Origin of the sequence: Dysgonomonas hofstadii (assembly GCF_014196915.1) — a bacterium.
In the GTDB taxonomy this organism is placed as follows: Bacteria; Bacteroidota; Bacteroidia; order Bacteroidales; family Dysgonomonadaceae; genus Dysgonomonas; species Dysgonomonas hofstadii.
The window spans coordinates 12,911-31,929 of the sequence record NZ_JACIEP010000011.1; the positions used below are offsets into that span (position 1 = coordinate 12,911).

Consider the following 19,019-nt stretch of genomic DNA (forward strand, 5'->3'; position numbering starts at 1 on the left):
GATGTCCGCACCGGCGGGGGAAACTTGTTTACTTGTATCTCGTTTACTTGTATCTCGTTTACTTGTCAACTTTATCCTTGTCAAAGATCGCTTCTACTACCTACTCTCATATTTATAGATAAAGCAATTGGAATAAAATGCAGTTTCAGTTTGCTGTTTTTTTTATATAAAAAAACAAAAAACATAAAAAAGAATATATCTTTGCGGATACTTGAAAAAGTTAAACTAAACACGATTATTTATCTTAATTAACTGAATTGATTATGAAAACTTTTATCAAAACAGCTTTAATAGCAGTGGCAGTCCTAGTCGGAATGAGTGCTAATGCACAGGAAAAACCGCTTACTTTCGGAGTAAAGGCAGGTATGAGTCTTTCAAATTTTAATGGTGATCTGGATATGGACGCTAAAATAGGATTTAATGCCGGAGTAACAATGGATTATGCTTTAGCTCCGGATTTATATTTATTAACAGGATTGGATTTCACTACAAAAGGTGCAAAAGATGGTGATGATTTTAAAATGAAATTAAATCTTTCATATTTACAACTTCCTATACATGTAGGTTATAAATTGAATATCTCCGAAAATACTCGACTCAATTTACATGCCGGGCCATACCTTGCATATGCTGTAAGCGGAAAATGGAAAGTTAAAGAAGGTGGAGTCGAAGGAAGTATTGATGCTTTTGGTGATGAAGTAGATGCGGTTGGCTTGAAAATGAAAAGATTTGATTTCGGTTTAGGTCTTGGAGTTGGGGTAGAGTTTGGTCAATTTAATGTTGGACTCGGCTATGACCTTGGATTGTTAAATATAGCAGATTTTGGGAAAAATGTTGAAATCGATGAAGAAGGGACTATAACCGTGGATGCTAGTAATTTTAAAGTTCGTAACATGAATGCATACCTTACAGTAGGATATAAATTCTAATAAATAGAATATGAAGTGTATAAAGCCCGGCAACACCGGGCTTTCTTATTTTATTTACCACCTCTCTAAAACCTTTCCATACAAAATATTGTTTTTATTATTATCTTTGTCTTAATAGATTATGCGCACTAGTTTATGGCTCTGAAACAACAATTACAACTAAAACAACAGCAGAGGCTTTCGCCTTTGCAGATGCAGGTTATCAAGCTCACTGAGCTGCCTGTTATAGAATTGGAAGAGCGTATAAAACAAGAATTGGAAGATAATCCCGCACTCGAGGAAGGGCTGGAGCCAACAGAAGATGCATCGGAATTTGACGATGATTACAGTGCCGATGATGATGGTAACATATCGCAAGAGGATATTACCCTTGGCGATTATATGAACGAAGAAGAAATCCCTGATTATCAGCTTCGAGAAAATAAACAAGTGTCTTCCAGACAAGAAGAAATCCCTTTCTCGGTAGCTTCTTCACTCCATGAATATTTGTTGGAGCAGTTAAGAGAATGTGAGTTTAAGGAAGAGGATGAAAAAATAGCCGAATATATAATCGGTAATATCGATGAAAGCGGCTATCTGGACCGTTCTTTATCTGCTATCTCAGACGATCTTATTTTTCAACAGAATATTGATGTGTCAGTTTCCCGGCTTGAAGAGCTTTTGAATGTTATTCAGGATTTCGAGCCGGCAGGTATAGGTGCGCGGTCTTTGCAGGAATGTTTGTTGCTACAACTGAAAAGGAAAGAGAAAACAGAAACTACAGGAGTTGCCATTGACATCATAACAAATTATTTTGACGAATTTTCGAAAAGACATTACGATAAGATAATAAAGCATCTGGGTATTGATGAGGTGCAAATGAAAGATATAATTCAGGAGATCACTACCCTGAATCCTAAACCGGGGAATAGCTGGGGCGATTCTATGGAAGCCACCCTGAGCACAATCGTTCCCGATTTTATTGTCGAATCTTATAACGGAGAATTGTTTCTGAGCCTCAACAACAGGAATATCCCTGATCTGCGTGTCAGCCGGGAATACTCCGATATGCTGAAGGGGTATGCCGATAACAAAGAGAGCATGTCGAATGACAGTAAGAATGCCGTCTTGTTCGTCAAACAAAAACTGGATTCTGCCCGTTGGTTCATAGAGGCTATCAAGCAAAGGCAAGATACGTTGCAGCGCACGATGAAAGCTATAATGGATATGCAGTACGATTTTTTTCTGTCGGGAGACGAAACCCAGCTGAAGCCAATGATACTGAAAGATGTGGCCGAGCGTACGGGGTACGATATATCCACTATATCGCGTGTGAGTAACAGTAAGTATGTGCAGACGAATTTCGGAATATATTCGCTTAAATATTTCTTTTCGGAATCGATGCAGACCGACAGTGGTGAGGAGATCTCGTCCCGTGAGGTAAAGGCTATCCTGAAAGAATGCATTGAGAACGAGGATAAGAAGAAGCCATTGACAGACGATCGCCTGTCGGAAATATTAAAGGAAAAAGGGTATATAATTGCCCGTCGTACTGTAGCCAAATACCGGGAACAAATGAATTTGCCTGTTGCCCGGTTAAGAAAAGAAATATGATACAAGAAAAAAATAACCTGTTCGGAGCAAGCGAAACAATTATAAGAAAACAATCTTTGGACAACACCGGCGTGAAAGAGCCGTTGATCCCACGCATTATATCTATTGTGTTACATCCTATGCTGATGGGGGTATATGGCGTCTTGCTGTTATTCCTGTATACGGATTTTAACCTGATATTTGCGAACCAGTTTGTCCGTTTCGTCTCGCCGGTCTTTTTCCTCACCTGTTTTGTGCCTGTCAGCGGTATGTATTTCCTGAAAAGAGCAGGGTTGATAAAAGACTACGAACTCACTGATAAGCGCGATCGTTTTTTACCTTACCTGACAGTCTTCCTGGCATACTTGCTTTTAATATATTATTTTCATTCGGCTAAGCTATATATGTGGTTTCTGTCCACATTGGCAGCACCTGTGATTTTAGTAGTAATTGCCGCCATAGTTAACATCCGATGGAAGATAAGTGCCCATATGATGGGTATAGGTGGATTGATTGGTTGCACTTTGTCAGTTTGTTATCACGTAAAAGGGCTTAATCCATTCGTTTTATTCATCATTTTGTTTATCTTAGCAGGATGTTTAGGAGTAGCACGCCTGATGTTGAAACGGCATACTCCGGCACAGGTATATGCAGGTTTTGTGGTAGGCCTTTTTGTATCCTATGTATGTGTATGGATAGGTGCTTACTGGGGACTTATAATGTATATGAAGAATCTATAATTTAATTATTAAATATATAAGACTATGAACTTTCCAGAAAATTTAAAGTACTCAAAAGATCACGAATGGATCAAAGTAGAAGGTGACACTGCATTGGTAGGTATTACAGAATTTGCCCAGGGCGAATTAGGTGAGATTGTTTATGTAGACGTTACCACAGAAGGTGAAACAATTGCTAAAGATGGCGTTTTCGGTAGTGTTGAAGCTGTAAAAACAGTTTCGGATTTATTGATGCCGGTATCGGGTGAAGTTCTTGAAGTAAATGCTGACCTCGAAGACAAACCAGAACTTATAAACGAAGATCCTTATGGTAAAGGATGGATTATTAAAGTCGCGTTAAGCGATGCTGCCGAACTCGACGGTTTGCTTTCTGCGGCAGATTATAAAAAATTAATTGGAAAATAATAAATGAAACCTATTGTTAGTATTATAATGGGAAGTACTTCCGACCTTCCCGTGATGGAAAAAGCAGCGAAATTTTTCGATGAAATGGAGATCCCTTTCGAGATGAATGCATTATCTGCCCACCGTACCCCTGAGCGGGTAGAGGGTTTTGCCAAGGCTGCACAAGAAAGAGGCATTAAAGTAATAATTGCTGCGGCAGGTATGGCTGCCCATCTTCCTGGTGTTATCGCATCCATGACTTCGATCCCGGTGATCGGAGTGCCTATCGATGCTTCGCTGGATGGAATGGACGCTTTGTTGGCCATCGTGCAGATGCCTCCCGGAATTCCTGTTGCTACAGTAGGTATAAACGGATCTCTGAATGCTGCGATCCTGGCATTACAGATGATAGCTACCGGAGATGAGAATTTGCAGGTAAGGCTTGCTGCTTACAAAGAATCTTTGAAAAGCAAGATAGAAAAAGCCAACGAAGACTTGTCGAAAGTACAGTATAAGTTTAAAACGAATTAATTTCTGTTACTTATAAATAGAGGCTTGAATGGCAAAATCCGTTCAGGCCTTTTTTGCAAGATAACAGATAAAAGATGTATCTTTGCCCGATAAAAAGAACCTTATGAACACGGAAGAAATACATTCTTTATTGGCGCATGAAGCCAATGCAATATTACACATCCCTATAAGCGATGTTTATGAAAAAGCCATCGACCTTATTGTGGAACAGGTGAATGTGAAAAAAGGAAAGCTTGTGACCAGTGGCATGGGCAAGGCCGGCCAGATAGCACAGAATATCGCTACTACATTCAGCTCTACAGGTACTCCTGCTGTGTTTTTGCATCCGAGTGAGGCGCAGCATGGCGATTTAGGTATTTTACAGGACAACGATATTTTTCTGGCAATATCCAACTCGGGGAAAACAAGGGAAATAGTTGAACTGATCTCTTTGGCAAAGAACCTGATCCCCGGTATAAAGTTTATAGTTATCACCAGCGACCCCGACAGTTTGCTGGCACAAAAAGCCGATATCTGTATATTGACTGGCCGGCCCGATGAAGTGTGTACTCTTGGGCTGACGCCTACAACATCCACAACTATAATGACTGTGATCGGTGATATCCTGGTAGTGGGGACAATGAGGAAAATAGGATTCACCCCCGCCGACTATGCCAAACGGCACCATGGGGGATATCTTGGTGATAAATCGCGGGAAATGAGTAAATAAACGTTACCTTATCATATAAAAAAGGAAGCCTGATATTCAGACTTCCTTTTTTCGTTTATAGAGAATAAGCTATTTACTTATTAACGATCGTCATTGTATCGGCGGCAATCATATATTCCTCATCAGTAGGAACTACGATGACAGTTACTTTCGATTCAGGAGTGCTTATGACAGCCTCATCGCCGTGTATCTCGTTGTTCTTATCCAGATCGAGTTCTATTCCCATATACTCAAGGTCTTTACATGCCAGTTCGCGGGTTATGGATGAATTCTCCCCGATACCCCCGGTAAAGATAAGGACATCAAGTCCACCGAGAACAGCAGTATATGCACCAATGTATTTCTTTACACGGTGAATGAATATGTCGAATGCCAGTTGTGCTCTTTTGTTGCCGCTTGCGATTGCGGCCTGTAGTTCACGCATATCTGAAGAAACTCCCGAAACACCCAGCAAACCACTGTGTTTGTTGATCAGTGTGGAGATAGCCTGTGTACCGATGTTTTCTTTTTCCATAATAAAAGATATAATGCCGGCATCTACATCTCCGGCACGGGTACCCATAAGTAAGCCTTCAACCGGAGTCATTCCCATCGATGTATCTATAGATTTTCCACCCTTTATAGCTGCCAGAGAACCTCCGTTGCCGATATGGGCAGTGATGATTCGTTGGCTTTCGTATGGTACGCCTAATGCCTCACAAGCCTGACGGGATACGTATCTGTGGCTGGTGCCATGAAATCCGTAACGGCGTATGCTATATTTTTCGTATAAAGAATATGGCAATCCATACATGTATGATTCCGGTGGCATGGTCTGATGGAATGCCGTATCGAACACTCCAACCTGAGGAATATCTCCCATCAGTTCTTTTACGGCATAAATACCGGCAAGGTTAGGCGGGTTGTGCAGGGGCGCCAACTCTATACATTCTTCCATTTTCTTTATTACTTCATCAGTAATATAAACACTACTGTTGAATTCTTCTCCTCCATGTACGACGCGATGCCCTACGGCATCTATTTCGTCCAGCGATTTGATGCATCCGTATTTTTCGCTTAGCAATACACCTAGTATATACTCAATACCCGATTGGTGCTCAAGTATCTCTCCTTCGAGTACAACTTTGTCGCCATTAGGAAGAGGAAATTTAAGGAACGAACCTTTCAATCCGATTTTTTCAACTACTCCCTGAGCCACCACCTCTTTGCTTTCCATATTGAAAAGCTTATATTTTATGGATGAACTACCACAGTTCAGTACTAATATTTTCATGTTATTATATTAAGTTGTTTGGTCCTATCTGTTTTCCCGATTCGTCATAAATATAGAATCCACGGCCTGTGGATTTTCCTAATTGCTTAGAGCGATACAGGCGCCATAGCACAGGAGAGGCTTTGTATTTTTTGTCTCCATATTCATGGAACATGTCTTCCATCATCATCACCAGTTTTTCGATACCGATGATATCTGCCAGTTGGAATACACCGAAACGTTGTCCGTATATGATAGTAAACTCTTTATCTATATCTTCGAGGGGTGCTACATTCTCCATCCATATTTCACATGCTTCGTTCAGCATGATGATAAGTATACGGAAGCTGACAAGCCCGCTACTTTCGTGAACCGGAATAGGGGTGTATTTGATCATGTTGGCAAACAGGAATATTTTATCTATCGCTTCCTGCGACGTAAACGTTCCCCGTACAACTTCCAGTAATTTTGCTTCGGTGTGGGTGATAGGAAAGTGCAGGCTGATGCAGCGCTCCTTGTGAGTGAGTTCTGCAGCCAGTTCGCTTATAATGACTGTTGTTGCATTGGTTGCGATGATAGCATCGGGAGCCAACACCAGTTCGAGATTGCGAAAAACTTCTTTACGTAACTCGGTGCTACGCTCTCCGTTAGCTTCGTAACGGATACATTCGATAACAAAATCACAGCCTTTGAGGTCGCTGTAGTTGAGGGAGCCTTTGATACGTCCCATTGTGGCACGTTTCTCTCCCTGAGTCAGTCCCCAGTTCTCAATCTTCGTGTCGAGGCCGTTTTCTATATCTTTCAGCGCTTCCTGTATCCTGTCGTTCGATACTTCTATGAAAACGACTTCCATGCCGGATAGTGCCGTGAGGCTGACTATGTGGCGTCCGTCGCGGCCACATCCTACTACGCCGATCTTTGAGAATAACGATCTCTTTTTATGCTTTGAACTTAAGCCATATTCTTCAATAGCTTCTATTATTTCTGCCATAGGTATTTTTTGAGTTATGAATTATGATATGTCCCCCTAGCCCCCGGAGGGGGAAATCTCCCCTATGGGGAGGATAGGAGGGGCTTCTTACTTGTTTTTAGCTGCAATAGCCTGATTAGCTGCAATAGCCACCATATTGTATACATCGCTAACCGAGCATCCGCGCGAAAGGTCGTGTACTGGAGCGGCCATACCCTGCAAGATGGGGCCGATTGCTTCTGCTCCGCCAAGGCGCTGAACCAGTTTGTAAGCTATATTTCCCACTTCGAGTGTAGGGAAGACAAGAACATTGGCTTTTCCGGCAACTTTGCTGTCCGGAGCTTTCTGTTGTCCCACTGCGGCAACAAGAGCTGCGTCAGCTTGCAATTCGCCGTCGATGTCCATTGTCGGATCCAGTTTTTGTGCCAGTTGAGTAGCTTCTATCACTTTATCTACCATCGGATGTTTTGCGCTTCCTTTTGTAGAGAAACTCAGGATGGCAACCTGTGGCTCCTCTCCAACAAGGGCACGGGCTGTATGTCCGGTGGAAACGGCGATTTCTGCCAGTTGGGCAGCTGTAGGGTCGGGGGTAACGGCACAGTCGGCCATGACGATGAGGCCATCTTTACCGTATTGTTTCTGAGTGGTGAACATGAGGAATGCTCCTGATACGACACTCATTCCCGGCGCAGTCTTTATGATCTGCAACGCAGGGCGAAGTACATCGCCTGTTGTGTTTTGTGCTCCTGCGATTTCACCGTCGGCATCACCGTTCTTAATCATGAGGCAGCCAATATATAAAGGGTCAGCGGCTAGTTTCGCTGCCTGCTCTATGGTCATACCTTTCGCTTTTCTGAGTTCGAAAAGAAGATTGGTATATACTTCTTTTTTCTCATAATCTTTAGGATCGACTATGGTAGCTTTGTCTATGTTTTTGAGACCAAGATTCACTGCCATATTTTTAATTTCTGTTGTGTCTCCAACAAGTATAATGTCGGCAACACCATCGCCGATAAGCAAGTCTGCGGCTTTGAGAGTTCTTACTTCGGTTCCTTCGGGAAGAACAATGCGTTGTTTGTTCGATTTAGCCCGTTCTACAATTTGATTAATTAAATCCATGATATATTTGTTGTTTTGTATTTACTCTCAATTCCGGGATTTTTAACCTAAATTAAAAATCGACACAAATATACTAAAAATGTAAACTGGAGTTTGCATTTTTGTGGAAAAAATGTATACTTAAATGTGAAATATATTAAAATGGATGGTAGTGCTTATATTGAAGCCGTTTGGAATTTTTATGCCAATCAGTAGTTGAAACTATTATAATTAATTACAATCATAATTTCAACTACTGATTGGCATAACTTACAACTCTTCTCCTACTTTCCTATCGTATAACGGAATCCCACATAGAATTTACGTCCCATGGTAGGGCCCCATACCATTGTGGCATCAAAGTTGTCTCCGAATGGATTTTCGGGATCAATGATCGGATTCTTTTGTTTATAATCGGTGATATTCTCTGCTCCCGCATAGACACTCCATGTACGGAACCGTTTGGTGATCTGAGCATTCAGTATCGTATACGACCCGAATGTATTTCCCCATAGCGGATCTGCCGCATCAGCAGTAGGCATACGTCCGCCACCATTAAACTGGGCAGTGAGGTCGAACATCCATTTTTTCAGATTTGTTTCATACGAAGCTGTAACCAAAGCTTTGTAATCACTGATCAATGGTTTTTTCATCGATTTGCCGTTATAGTCCGTTTTAGTATCCATCCAGCGGTAGGCTGCAAGCAGGTTAAATCCTTTGAACAACGGGTAGGAAGCTTCTACCTGAAAACTGTTCGCATAAGATTTTCCTTTCAGGTTGTAGAACATTACGGCATGCGGGTCACTGTCCACATCGGTCACCACCTGGTTATCGAAATCAGTCCGGTACCACTCGCCGGATATGGTCAGGTCTTCTCCTTTTATCGGGATATGGAATGAAACACTGGCTCCGTAATTCCATGCCGATTCCTGCTTCAGGTTATCTTCTATGATAATCTTGCGACTGCTTGCCATATAGAAACTGTTTTCGGGCATCACAAACACGGTACGGTAGCCTTTTCCGGCAGATGCACGCAGATTGAGCCACTCCACAGGCATATACTTCAGGTGCACGCGGGGAGTTACAAATACTTTATCGTGCAACGAGCTATAATCGGCCCTTAGTCCTGCCAGGGCGATAAACTTATCATTCAGGTTGAATGTATATTGGGCATATCCCCCTGTTGTCGTTTCATTTTCGGGCTGCGGTGCCAAAGGATTGTTCAATGCGATGGTCTGCGTGTACTTGTCCCAGTTCATACTCAGCCCCGTACTTAACTGGTGCATTCTTCCGAGTTGGGTTTCATACATCAGCGAAGCATACAGGTTGTTCGCATATACATTCAGTTTCTGCGCTGCGAATTGCGATTTCTGATCCTGGTATGATCCTGTAAAGATCAAGGCGATATTACCATTACGTTTTTCGTCAAGTATATAAGAATTCTTTGTATAGAATTCTCCCCTGTTGGCTTTCACCGATATTTCATACGGATTGTCTTTGTTGACGGAAGCATCGTTCAATGTATGCATGGTCTGTCCGCTGGTACGGTAATCCTGTAGGAAACGTATACCGAATTGCGAAGCGTAGCGCCCCGACATATAATGCCAGCGGTTCATAAAGTTGAACTGATGCTTTTTAGGAGCATCGAGGAAACTGTCATTGTTATCATCATGCGAGGCTGTTTCATTGGAATAATGAAGAAATACGCCTGTATTGAGTTTGTCATTCAATATAAATGCAGCATCGGCATTCCCTTCATAACGTCCCGCATCGCTGGCGAAAAAGTTAAGGCTAAGAGGATCGGCGCTGTTAGGCTTTTTATATTCCACATTCATCTGTCCGGTGATAGACTCATATCCGTTCTTCACAGATGCGGCGCCCTTCGAAATTTGTATACTTTCCATCCATGGGCCGGGAATATAATCGAGTCCGTAAGTTGAAGCAGGGCCACGGAAATTAGGATAATTTTCGGTGAGGGTTTGCACATAAGTACCCGCCAGACCTAACAACTGGATTTGCTTGGCTCCTGTAACCGCATCGCTGAACGATACGTCTACCGACGGATTGGTTTCGAAACTTTCCGAAAGATTACAGCAGGCTGCACGATGTAATTCCTTTGTCGTGATCTTCTCGGTCTGGAGAACTTCCCGGCGTGATTTTATTGTACCGGGGACAGTCTTCTCAATCACGACTTCTCCCAGTTCGTTATTCTCATCAAGGGTGATATTTTGTATTTCGGCAAAATCGTGAATATGCACCACTTTATCTTTAAAACCGACATAAGAGATTGCCAGCATGTGGTCTTTATGCGGAGTTCCGGGGATTTCGAAAAAACCTTTATCGTCGGTCACAACTCCGGTTTTCGCACTCTCCCAACGTACCGAAGCTCCTATAAGCGGTTGCTTTTGCGCATCGAGTATATATCCTTTCAGGATGTCTTTACCAAAAGTAAGGACAGGTATTAATAGTAGTAATATAGTTATTTTTATTGTTTTCATTTGATTTTCAAATTTATGTGATTTATATACAAATACTTCAGGTGCGCCACAAATGCGCACACAACATCAGATCATATAAATACAAAATCAAATGATAAGAACCCTTATAAAAGAGAGATACTCACGGGGAGGGGTGTCAGGCGGTGTTTTATAATAAATATATTCATCGTCATGCTCTACAATATCGGGCAAAACGCTGATTGGCTGAACAAAAAGTGCATCGGATATCCACACGAAAGGCGTAGATACATGCGGACGAAACGACGACGCATCAATATCGATAGCCACACGGGATATAGCGCAATGCTTATCTTTCGAATATTCTGTCTGGCCTGTAGTATGACAGCTACCTTGTGATGCACAGCATGCTTTTGTTTGTTCGGCCTGTGCCGTAGATGAGCAACAAAGTTGTTGAGTGGACATGAAAATGGGCTGCTTGTCGCAGGCTATGCATTGACAATTCACGATCGTTACCCCCATGCCTGTGATAAACACGGTAGCGGCAGCAACCAATAACAATATGCGTTGAGCAAATCTTTTCATACCGGATACAAAATTAAAGAATTGTTCTAAATAACATAGTATCTCAGCTTGTTTTTTTGAATTATTACGGATTGAAGGATGTAGTCGTCCTGACTTTATGTTGCCCTTACAGGGCGCAACCTCTTGGGCTATAAATACCCGGGGCAACGCCCCGGGCTAGAATATATCAGGCTTTCAGCCTGTTTTCTTTCCGGATGGCCTGAAAGGGCTACATAATATAGCCCAATGGCAACGCCTTGGGTCGGGAAACATAAACCCTGAAAGGACGCCCTGTAAGGGTAGTATAGGTTTATATTCTATTTTTGTCATGTACTATGCGAACTATTTCCATTTCCAGTCCATTTCGTCAGAATAGGTTATATTCAGTTTTTTACTGCATTCTAATAAATGATTGCGAAGGGCGTCAACGTTTTCTATTTTTCCTTTGGGTATTATGATGTAAGAGGCTTTATTGACCTGCATAAAGAAATAATCTTTTATTTCAGTAATACCGACCAATTCACTGAGTTTAACAGAACCGGTTGACTTTTTATCCACCATGTTTACATTCCGGTCGTCTATGCTAACAGACACCACTCTACAATCAGGATCGAACGTTTGTTCCACGTGTTTCTCTAAATAGCTTTTACTGTACCGTCTGCCAAAGAAAGGGTAGATCAGGAAAACAATTGCCGCGAAGATAAAAATATAGCAGGCCAGGCCTGTATCGAAGTTTAGAAATACTGCACCTACTGTAGCAAAAAGCAGAAAAACAAGAATTCTTGATTTGCGATGCTGTCTCTTAAATAATGGATTCTTTGTTGCAGCAAATAACTGAAAAGCGAGATAATCGTCTTTGTCTAAGGTGTAACTGAGTTCTATCATTTTATCAAATAAAAAGTTGTTTATCTATACTGAAAACTCAGTAGTCAAAGAAGTTAAAGTAGTCAGGTGGATTTTTTTGATATGCTTTAACTACTCTGGCTACTTTAACGACTAACTACAAATATATAAAATTATGGCTAAGTACACAGAAGAACTAGTATCGGAAATCCTATCCCTGATCGAATCCGACATTTACACAGTAAAAGAACTATGCATGGTAGCACGTATCTCCCGCGAAACTTACTACCAGTGGCTCGACACCAAACCCGAATTTAAGAAAGCGGTTGATGAAGCCATGCGCCAGCGGGACGAGATGCTGGTGTCCATCGCCCGTGCTTCGCTTCGCAAGAAACTGGAAGGTTATACACTGGAAGAAGAAAAAGTGGTATATGAACCCGCCAAAAGCAATCCGCATATACAGATCGAGAAATCACGGGTAGTAAAGAAGAAACAATATCCGCCGAACTTAGCGGCAATCAAGTATGTGCTGGAACAGGAGGAAAAACGCAAAGAGAAAGAAAGGCAGGAAAAGCCGAAACTACGGCAGCAAATTATCTATGTAAATAACCAACATGAGGCAGACTTATTTATTCAGCTGGATAAACATCTGAACGGAGCGGATAGTGAAGTCATCAGGATGGCGACCGAAGAGGAGAGGAAGAGAATTGAGAATGATGAAAAAATGAGAATAAATGAAGAATGAAGAACTAAAAATTAAGAATTAAGAATCGTTAAGAATTCAGAAACAACGTTCGACAGAGTCCGTTAAGAATGAAATGCATTTTGAATGACCGTATTGTGTTTGTCATGCTGACGACAGGAAGCATCTCCTCCCTATATAGACGGGATTCTTTGTGCCTCAGGATGACAAAAATAAGTGATTCAGTTATAAATATGAAGTGTCGGCTGAGCCAATACTTTGATAACCATTAACCGCTAACTGAATAATCTGTCAGGGTTGCCTCACCTTCGCTCCGGTGATTGCTAATTGACAGGTTTTTATTAACTTGCAGAAATTTCTTTAACAGAAATGAACAATGGAGATAAAATATATATCAGCTTTATGAACATAAAAAGAAAGCCTACTACTAAAGAATTAATGCTTCTAAAGATACTGGTAAATAAATCTTCGATCCATATTCCTGCTGATTGGGATAAAGACCTTATGGTCTTACCAATGATTGATGGAGGGATGGGAAGCTTATTCCTTTTACCGCAAAGGTATGATAAAAATGAAAAAAGGTTATTTGGTAAGCAGGCAAGCGATATTCAATTTCAGGATATAGACGGAATCACTGTTATAGTATCATTAAACACTGATAAAAAAGGAGAACTATATGAGTTGGATATATGGAAAACAGATTATAGCCCATTAATTGAGATACCTGATAATATAGATGATTTTCATTCGGTTGAGTAATAAAATCTGTCAGGTTTGTCAGGTTTTGACCACAGGATAAATCAATCTATGCCGGGCATAAGGTTTTATTTCAAATAAATTATCTTTGGAATATGGAAACAGAAAAACCACTAGTCGATAACGATTATCAGTTACAAAAAATAGGAGATAAAGGCGCCTGGACTTTCGTCGAAATTCCGGAGATTCCAATGCCAAAAACACCTTTTGGCATGCTGAAAGTAAAAGGAAAGATCGATGATTATGAGTTTTCCAACGTAAACATGATGCCTCTTGGAAACGGACGTGTAGGCTTAGCTGTAAAGGCTGAGGTGAGGAAGAATATTAAAAAACAGGCACCTGATACTGTGCACGTTACTATATACGAAGATAAAACACCACTGATAATTCCCGAAGAATTACTTTTGTGCATGGAGTATGAAGATGGTGTTTTGGCGAAATTCGAGAATTATAGCGATGGACAGAAAAAGGCTTTTATCGATTGGATAAATTCGGCCAAAACGGAACAGGCTAAGGCTGACCGTATTGCCAGAACCATGGTAATGATACAAAATGGTGAAAAGTATTATTAGAAGTGTATATTGATGAAAAAAGAGATCGCAGCAAACCACAATCTCTTCTCTCATTATGTATAATACTTTAAGCTTTCAACGCTTTATCCATAGCGGCAGCGGCTTTACGTCCGTCACCCATGGCAAGAATCACGGTAGCGCCACCACGCACGATATCGCCCCCTGCATACACATCGGGCAGATCGGACTGCATAGTCTCCTGATTGACAATGATCGTTCCCCATTTGGATATCTGCAAACCTTTGAAGGTAGACGGAATCAGTGGATTTGGAGAAACCCCTACACTGACGATCACTTCGTCCACATCGAACCACTCGGTGGCACCTTCGATAGGCACAGGTTTGCGGCGTCCCGAAGCGTCGGGTTCGCCGAGTTCCATCTTCTGAAGCTGCATCCGTTGCACATGGCCTTTTTCATCGCCTTCGTAGCAAATCGGATTATGTAATGTATGGAATTCTATACCCTCTTCTTTGGCATGTTTTACTTCTTCGAGACGGGCCGGCATCTCCTCTTCGGAGCGGCGGTAAACGATCATCGCTCTTTCCGCGCCAAGACGCTTAGCCGTACGTACAGAGTCCATCGCTGTATTTCCTGCCCCCACAACGGCTACCCGTTTGCCTTTTTGGACAGGGGTATCGCTTTCGTCATTGGATGCATCCATCAAATTGACACGGGTAAGGAATTCGTTGGACGACATGATACCGATAAGGTTTTCGCCCGGTATATTCATAAAGTTAGGCAGCCCTGCTCCACTGGCGGCAAAGATACCTTTGAATCCTTCCGCATGAAGGTCTTCATAGGAAATGGTCTTTCCGACGATGCAGTTATTAATAAACTTCACCCCCATCCGGCGAAGCACATTGATTTCCACGTCAACAATCTCGTTTGGAAGGCGAAATTCAGGAATACCATATTTGAGAACCCCTCCGATTTCATGAAGTGCTTCGAATACAGTTACATCGTATCCCAGCTTAGCCATATCTCCGGCGAAAGAAAGTCCCGCAGGTCCGGAACCGACAACAGCGATCTTCATTCCATTTGCAGGAGCCAATTCGGGAACTGCCACCTGTCCGCTTTCACGTTCGTAATCGGCGGCAAAGCGTTCAAGATAACCGATAGCCACAGGCTCTCTCTTCATCTTCTGAATGTAGATGCATTTGGCTTCGCATTGCTTTTCCTGAGGACAAACACGTCCGCACACAGCAGGCAGGGCACTGGTCTCTTTCAGGACTTTGGCCGCTTCGAGGAACTCGCCCCGCTCGATATTCTTGACAAACGAAGGAATCTGTATCCCCACCGGACAACCCTCCATGCAGGTGGGATTGGCACAATCGAGACATCGGGCGGCTTCCTTCACGGCCTGCTCTGCCGATAGTCCCAGATTCACTTCTTCCTTTAGGGAATGGCTTCTGTACTCAGGATCGAGTTCGGGCATATGTACCCGGGGTATATCACCACGCTCTTTGGCTTTTATGGTTTTACGGAGTTCTTCTCTCCAAGGCTCACTACGGCGCGCCTGTATATATTCTTGCTCTGTCATTTCTTCTTTTGAATAGATAGTTAGTTATATGCTCTCAGTCTCATCAGCATTTCGTCGAAGTCCACCTCGTGTGCATTAAATTCAGGTCCATCCACGCAAACGAATTTGGTTTTTCCTCCTACCGTTACACGGCAAGCGCCGCACATACCTGTTCCATCGACCATGATCGTATTCAGTGATGCCATTGTAGGAATGTTATATTTTTGTGTGAGAAGAGATACGAACTTCATCATGATGGCAGGGCCGATAGTCACACAAAGGTCTACCTTTTCGCGCCCGATGACCATTTCGATACCGTTTGTGATAAGTCCTTTATGTCCGTAGGATCCGTCGTCAGTCATCACAATCACTTCGTCGGAATATTCGGCAACCTGTTTCTCCAGAATCACAAGATCTTTGGTGCGGGCAGCCAGTACCGAGATCACTTTGTTGCCGGCTCTTTTCATTGCTTCTATAATAGGCAGCATCGGCGCAACCCCGACTCCGCCTCCGGCACAAATGACTGTTCCATAGTTCTCGATATGGGTGGCTTGCCCCAATGGGCCGACAACATCGGTTATATAATCTCCGGCATTCAGGCTGCATATTTTCTTTGAAGATTCGCCCACGGCTTGAATCACAATAGTTATTGTTCCGCGTTCGGTGTTTGATGCCGCAATAGTGAGTGGAATGCGTTCTCCCTTTTCGCCAACCCTGACAATCACAAAATGTCCGGCCTTACGGCTTCTCGCTATCAAAGGAGCTTCAACCTCAAATTTGACTACATTCTCTGAGAAATACTCTTTATCTACGATCTTATTCATTTATAATATTAGGTTAGATTAGGCCTCTCGATTGAGCTAAAATGTTTCTTTTAGTTGAGTTTATTATTATTTTGGCAAAGGTACAAACAAAGTTTGTATCTAATAGCAACAAGAATAATTAAAATAATATTAAAATGCTCTAACATTTCACATATTCTGATAAGAAAACCTTGAGATTACCATACCCTTCTATTCCCAGTTTTTTACGGACATTGGATTTCTTCATCTGGACAGTATTAACGCTAAGCCTCATTATTATAGCTATCTCCGCATTGTTCAGATCTGCATAAGTAAGGCAGCATATCTTGAATTCAGAATCATCCAACTGAGGACAGATCTTATATAGTACAGTAGGGAATCGATTGCACAGCTGATCGATAGTTTTTAAGATCAGATCCCAATCAACAGAACCTTCGTTATAGATAATCTCATTAACCTTCTTCAATAATTTCCGTCCTTGCTTCTTCTCTTCTTCTTTCAGATGAGTTTCAATTAACGCCACCTTTTTGAGAATATTAAAATGCTGAAGCAATAACTTCTTGAAAGAATCTTCCTTTTCACCGAATGAATCGGCCATATCTGTTAATTGGGAGGCTTTCTGTTCTGCATCAGCTAATGCTATTTTATTCTTTATATTTTTTCTGGAATAATATAAGTTTAACGCAAGTATCACAGCAATCAATCCCAGTATAATGAGAAAGGCTGTTTGCCGATGAATGAGTAATCTGTTATTCTCATTCTGTATCAATTCGAAATCATACTTCTTCTGGACATCCAGAATAGCCTGGTTGTCTGTCTCTTTCAGTATTCGAAAAAGGGTTTTATTATAATTTTTATGATAAGTTTTACCATAATCACTATCTTGTTTCTCCATCTCTATAATTAACTGATATATAGCCTGCCTCAGTTCGTAGTCATTATCTCCTATCAATTCTAGTGATTTGTTCGCATAGTATAGTGTAGAATCTCTATTCTTGCTATCATTGAAAGAATAGGCTATATCCAGATAAGTATTTGCTTTATTTCCCGGATTCTTGAAATAAGAAATTGATTTTCTGAAATATAGACGCGCTTGTTCATAATTTCCTAGCTGACTGAATACCAAACCTATACTTCTAGACATTCTGGCTTGCTCTATAGAATCATTTTGGCTCTGAGATAAGGATATAGCTTTATTATAATAATAGAGACAACTATCTATTTCCTTTTTCATCAGAAAAGTTATACCCAATTTCTCAAATGTCATCAACTCATTTCCGTATTTTCCTGATCTATTAAAGTAGATAGAGGCTTCTTTATACTGCTTTATTGCCTCATCTTTCAATAATTGATCAAAATATAAATCTCCAATAAAGTATTTTATTAAACCCTTTAATGTATAATCATCACTGTCTTTGAGATAGCCTTCGGCATCTACGTATGCATTTCTGGCTTTTTGCTTCTGATTATTCAAAGAAAATACTCGTCCGGAGTAAAATAAGGCGAGTGCTGCCTTATTTTTATTTCTATTTTTTATATAATAATCTTTTGCCTTGAATATAATCGTATCATTATGAAGACTCTTTTGCGTTTTATCTTTAGCCTGAACCAACAACAATACATATTCCGCATATAAATCTTCATTCAAATTTTCAGGATGCATCTCAGTTGTAAGCAACTTATACACACTATCAGGATCATGTTCTATTAGCATTTCCGATCTATTAAGTATTTCCTCTACGCTGTAATCCTGCTTATCGCAAGAACTTGTTATCAATACAACTGTTATATAGATAAAGAAAATGAGACTTCTTGATTTCATAGATAATATATTAAGGAACATCTGAAATGAAGTTCATAGTTAATAAAAAAAAAGAAAAAACACAACAGAATTTACAATAATATTAAAAATAAAATCTATATCTAAATACACCATATTTAATATAATATATTAATATTCAATACCATAAATATAAATAATAAAAAAACAATCTATATCTAGGTAAAAAATATTGTTTTTCGTTTCTCTAAACTTTAGCTTTGTCCATATAAATACAAAACACGATTACTTCACACACCAATTTTTAAATTAAACTGTAAGGAAGGGATATTTCATTTTATTAACATTGACTCTATCATTTTAATTAATATGGGTATGTATTCATTCAACAATTTTAGTTTAAGAGACCATGGGGTCAAAGTCATGAGTGACAGCGACGATTGGGGTGAAGTTATCATAAAGGTACTACCTGAAACTGGCAAACTAACAAACCCTTCAGCTTCGATAAGAACAATTTCCTTATTCAAGCCAATAAAGGTCTACCAAAGCAATTTTACATTGAAAGTCAACATTGAGCTTGAAGAAAAAATAAATATCAAAATAACCGATAATACAGGAGCGCCTGTTTATCTTAGACAGCTCACTCCGGCATCTTCTAACGAAGTATTGATAAGTACTTCAAGTTGGAACTACGGAGAATATAACATAACACTTACTAATTCGGCCTGCGCTATTATCGCAACAGGAAAATTTAGTATACATTAGGTTTTTAGGCATTAGAATTTCCCAACCAGACTTAGCTTATTTACAATTATTTTAGGGAAGTCTTTTGCATAGC

19 protein-coding genes are annotated in these 19,019 nt (G+C 40.9%); 10 read left to right on the plus strand and 9 right to left on the minus strand.

Going from position 1 to position 19,019, the window contains the following annotated elements; all coding sequences use genetic code 11:
• Positions 1–263: 263 nt before the first annotated feature.
• From GGR21_RS14535 to GGR21_RS14560, 6 genes are all read left to right on the plus strand, one after another.
• Positions 264–929 carry a porin family protein gene (locus tag GGR21_RS14535; RefSeq protein WP_183307954.1) on the plus strand — a complete coding sequence of 222 codons (666 nt, stop codon included), beginning with the start codon at positions 264–266 and terminating at the stop codon, positions 927–929.
• 135 nt (positions 930–1,064) lie between these two features.
• A complete protein-coding gene (gene rpoN, locus GGR21_RS14540) occupies positions 1,065–2,522 on the plus strand; it encodes an RNA polymerase factor sigma-54 (RefSeq protein ID WP_183307955.1) in 1,458 nt (485 codons plus the stop codon).
• Positions 2,519–3,241 (plus strand): hypothetical protein, encoded by a 723-nt coding sequence (locus GGR21_RS14545; protein WP_183307956.1) that lies wholly within the window; start codon positions 2,519–2,521, stop codon positions 3,239–3,241. The genes rpoN and GGR21_RS14545 overlap by 4 nt, the downstream gene beginning before the upstream one ends.
• 24 nt (positions 3,242–3,265) lie before the next feature.
• Positions 3,266–3,646: a glycine cleavage system protein GcvH gene (gene gcvH, locus GGR21_RS14550; RefSeq protein ID WP_183307957.1), complete on the plus strand. Its 381-nt coding sequence runs from the start codon at positions 3,266–3,268 to the stop codon at positions 3,644–3,646.
• Positions 3,647–3,649: 3 nt separating this feature from the next.
• Complete coding sequence (purE, locus tag GGR21_RS14555) at positions 3,650–4,156, plus strand: 5-(carboxyamino)imidazole ribonucleotide mutase (RefSeq protein WP_183307958.1); 507 nt, start codon at positions 3,650–3,652, stop codon at positions 4,154–4,156.
• 103 nt (positions 4,157–4,259) lie between these two features.
• Positions 4,260–4,865 carry an SIS domain-containing protein gene (locus GGR21_RS14560; RefSeq protein WP_183307959.1) on the plus strand — a complete coding sequence of 202 codons (606 nt, stop codon included), beginning with the start codon at positions 4,260–4,262 and terminating at the stop codon, positions 4,863–4,865.
• 73 nt (positions 4,866–4,938) lie between these two features.
• Here GGR21_RS14560 and GGR21_RS14565 read toward each other — a convergent pair whose 3' ends face one another.
• From GGR21_RS14565 to GGR21_RS14590, 6 genes are all read right to left on the minus strand, one after another.
• Positions 4,939–6,138: an acetate kinase gene (locus GGR21_RS14565; RefSeq protein ID WP_183307960.1), complete on the minus strand. Its 1,200-nt coding sequence runs from the start codon at positions 6,136–6,138 to the stop codon at positions 4,939–4,941.
• A 4-nt stretch (positions 6,139–6,142) separates the two neighbouring features.
• Entirely contained in the window at positions 6,143–7,108 is a 966-nt protein-coding gene (locus tag GGR21_RS14570; protein ID WP_183307961.1) for a 3-hydroxyacyl-CoA dehydrogenase family protein, read from the minus strand.
• Positions 7,109–7,195: 87 nt separating this feature from the next.
• Positions 7,196–8,206: a phosphate acetyltransferase gene (gene pta / locus GGR21_RS14575; protein WP_183307962.1), complete on the minus strand. Its 1,011-nt coding sequence runs from the start codon at positions 8,204–8,206 to the stop codon at positions 7,196–7,198.
• A gap of 263 nt (positions 8,207–8,469) precedes the next feature.
• A complete protein-coding gene (locus tag GGR21_RS14580; protein ID WP_183307963.1) occupies positions 8,470–10,683 on the minus strand; it encodes a TonB-dependent receptor in 2,214 nt (737 codons plus the stop codon).
• Between the two features lie 87 nt (positions 10,684–10,770).
• The gene (locus GGR21_RS14585) at positions 10,771–11,226 is read right to left on the minus strand and encodes a hypothetical protein (protein ID WP_183307964.1); all 456 of its coding nucleotides are present in this window, start codon (positions 11,224–11,226) and stop codon (positions 10,771–10,773) included.
• 321 nt (positions 11,227–11,547) lie between these two features.
• On the minus strand, positions 11,548–12,090 hold the full coding sequence (locus tag GGR21_RS14590; protein WP_183307965.1) for a YcxB family protein: 543 nt from the start codon (positions 12,088–12,090) through the stop codon (positions 11,548–11,550).
• A gap of 133 nt (positions 12,091–12,223) precedes the next feature.
• Here GGR21_RS14590 and GGR21_RS14595 point away from each other — a divergent pair, with 133 nt between their 5' ends.
• The 3 genes from GGR21_RS14595 (at position 12,224) to GGR21_RS14605 (ending at position 14,079) form a co-directional block, all read left to right on the plus strand.
• A complete protein-coding gene (locus GGR21_RS14595) occupies positions 12,224–12,793 on the plus strand; it encodes a hypothetical protein (protein ID WP_183307966.1) in 570 nt (189 codons plus the stop codon).
• 327 nt (positions 12,794–13,120) lie between these two features.
• On the plus strand, positions 13,121–13,510 hold the full coding sequence (locus GGR21_RS14600) for a DUF6984 family protein (RefSeq protein ID WP_246348084.1): 390 nt from the start codon (positions 13,121–13,123) through the stop codon (positions 13,508–13,510).
• A 92-nt stretch (positions 13,511–13,602) separates the two neighbouring features.
• Positions 13,603–14,079 (plus strand): DUF1905 domain-containing protein, encoded by a 477-nt coding sequence (locus GGR21_RS14605; RefSeq protein ID WP_183307968.1) that lies wholly within the window; start codon positions 13,603–13,605, stop codon positions 14,077–14,079.
• A 67-nt stretch (positions 14,080–14,146) separates the two neighbouring features.
• Here the strand turns inward: GGR21_RS14605 and gltA are convergent, their stop codons facing one another.
• The 3 genes from gltA to GGR21_RS14620 all read right to left on the minus strand — a co-directional run bounded on the left by gltA (position 14,147) and on the right by GGR21_RS14620 (position 18,223).
• The gene (gltA, locus tag GGR21_RS14610; RefSeq protein ID WP_183307969.1) at positions 14,147–15,619 is read right to left on the minus strand and encodes an NADPH-dependent glutamate synthase; all 1,473 of its coding nucleotides are present in this window, start codon (positions 15,617–15,619) and stop codon (positions 14,147–14,149) included.
• A 20-nt stretch (positions 15,620–15,639) separates the two neighbouring features.
• Positions 15,640–16,422: a sulfide/dihydroorotate dehydrogenase-like FAD/NAD-binding protein gene (locus tag GGR21_RS14615; RefSeq protein ID WP_183307970.1), complete on the minus strand. Its 783-nt coding sequence runs from the start codon at positions 16,420–16,422 to the stop codon at positions 15,640–15,642.
• 139 nt (positions 16,423–16,561) lie between these two features.
• The gene (locus GGR21_RS14620) at positions 16,562–18,223 is read right to left on the minus strand and encodes a tetratricopeptide repeat protein (RefSeq protein WP_183307971.1); all 1,662 of its coding nucleotides are present in this window, start codon (positions 18,221–18,223) and stop codon (positions 16,562–16,564) included.
• 327 nt (positions 18,224–18,550) lie between these two features.
• Between GGR21_RS14620 and GGR21_RS14625 the strand changes: the two genes are divergently transcribed.
• Entirely contained in the window at positions 18,551–18,946 is a 396-nt protein-coding gene (locus GGR21_RS14625) for a DUF3244 domain-containing protein (RefSeq protein WP_221233012.1), read from the plus strand.
• Positions 18,947–19,019: the final 73 nt, after the last annotated feature.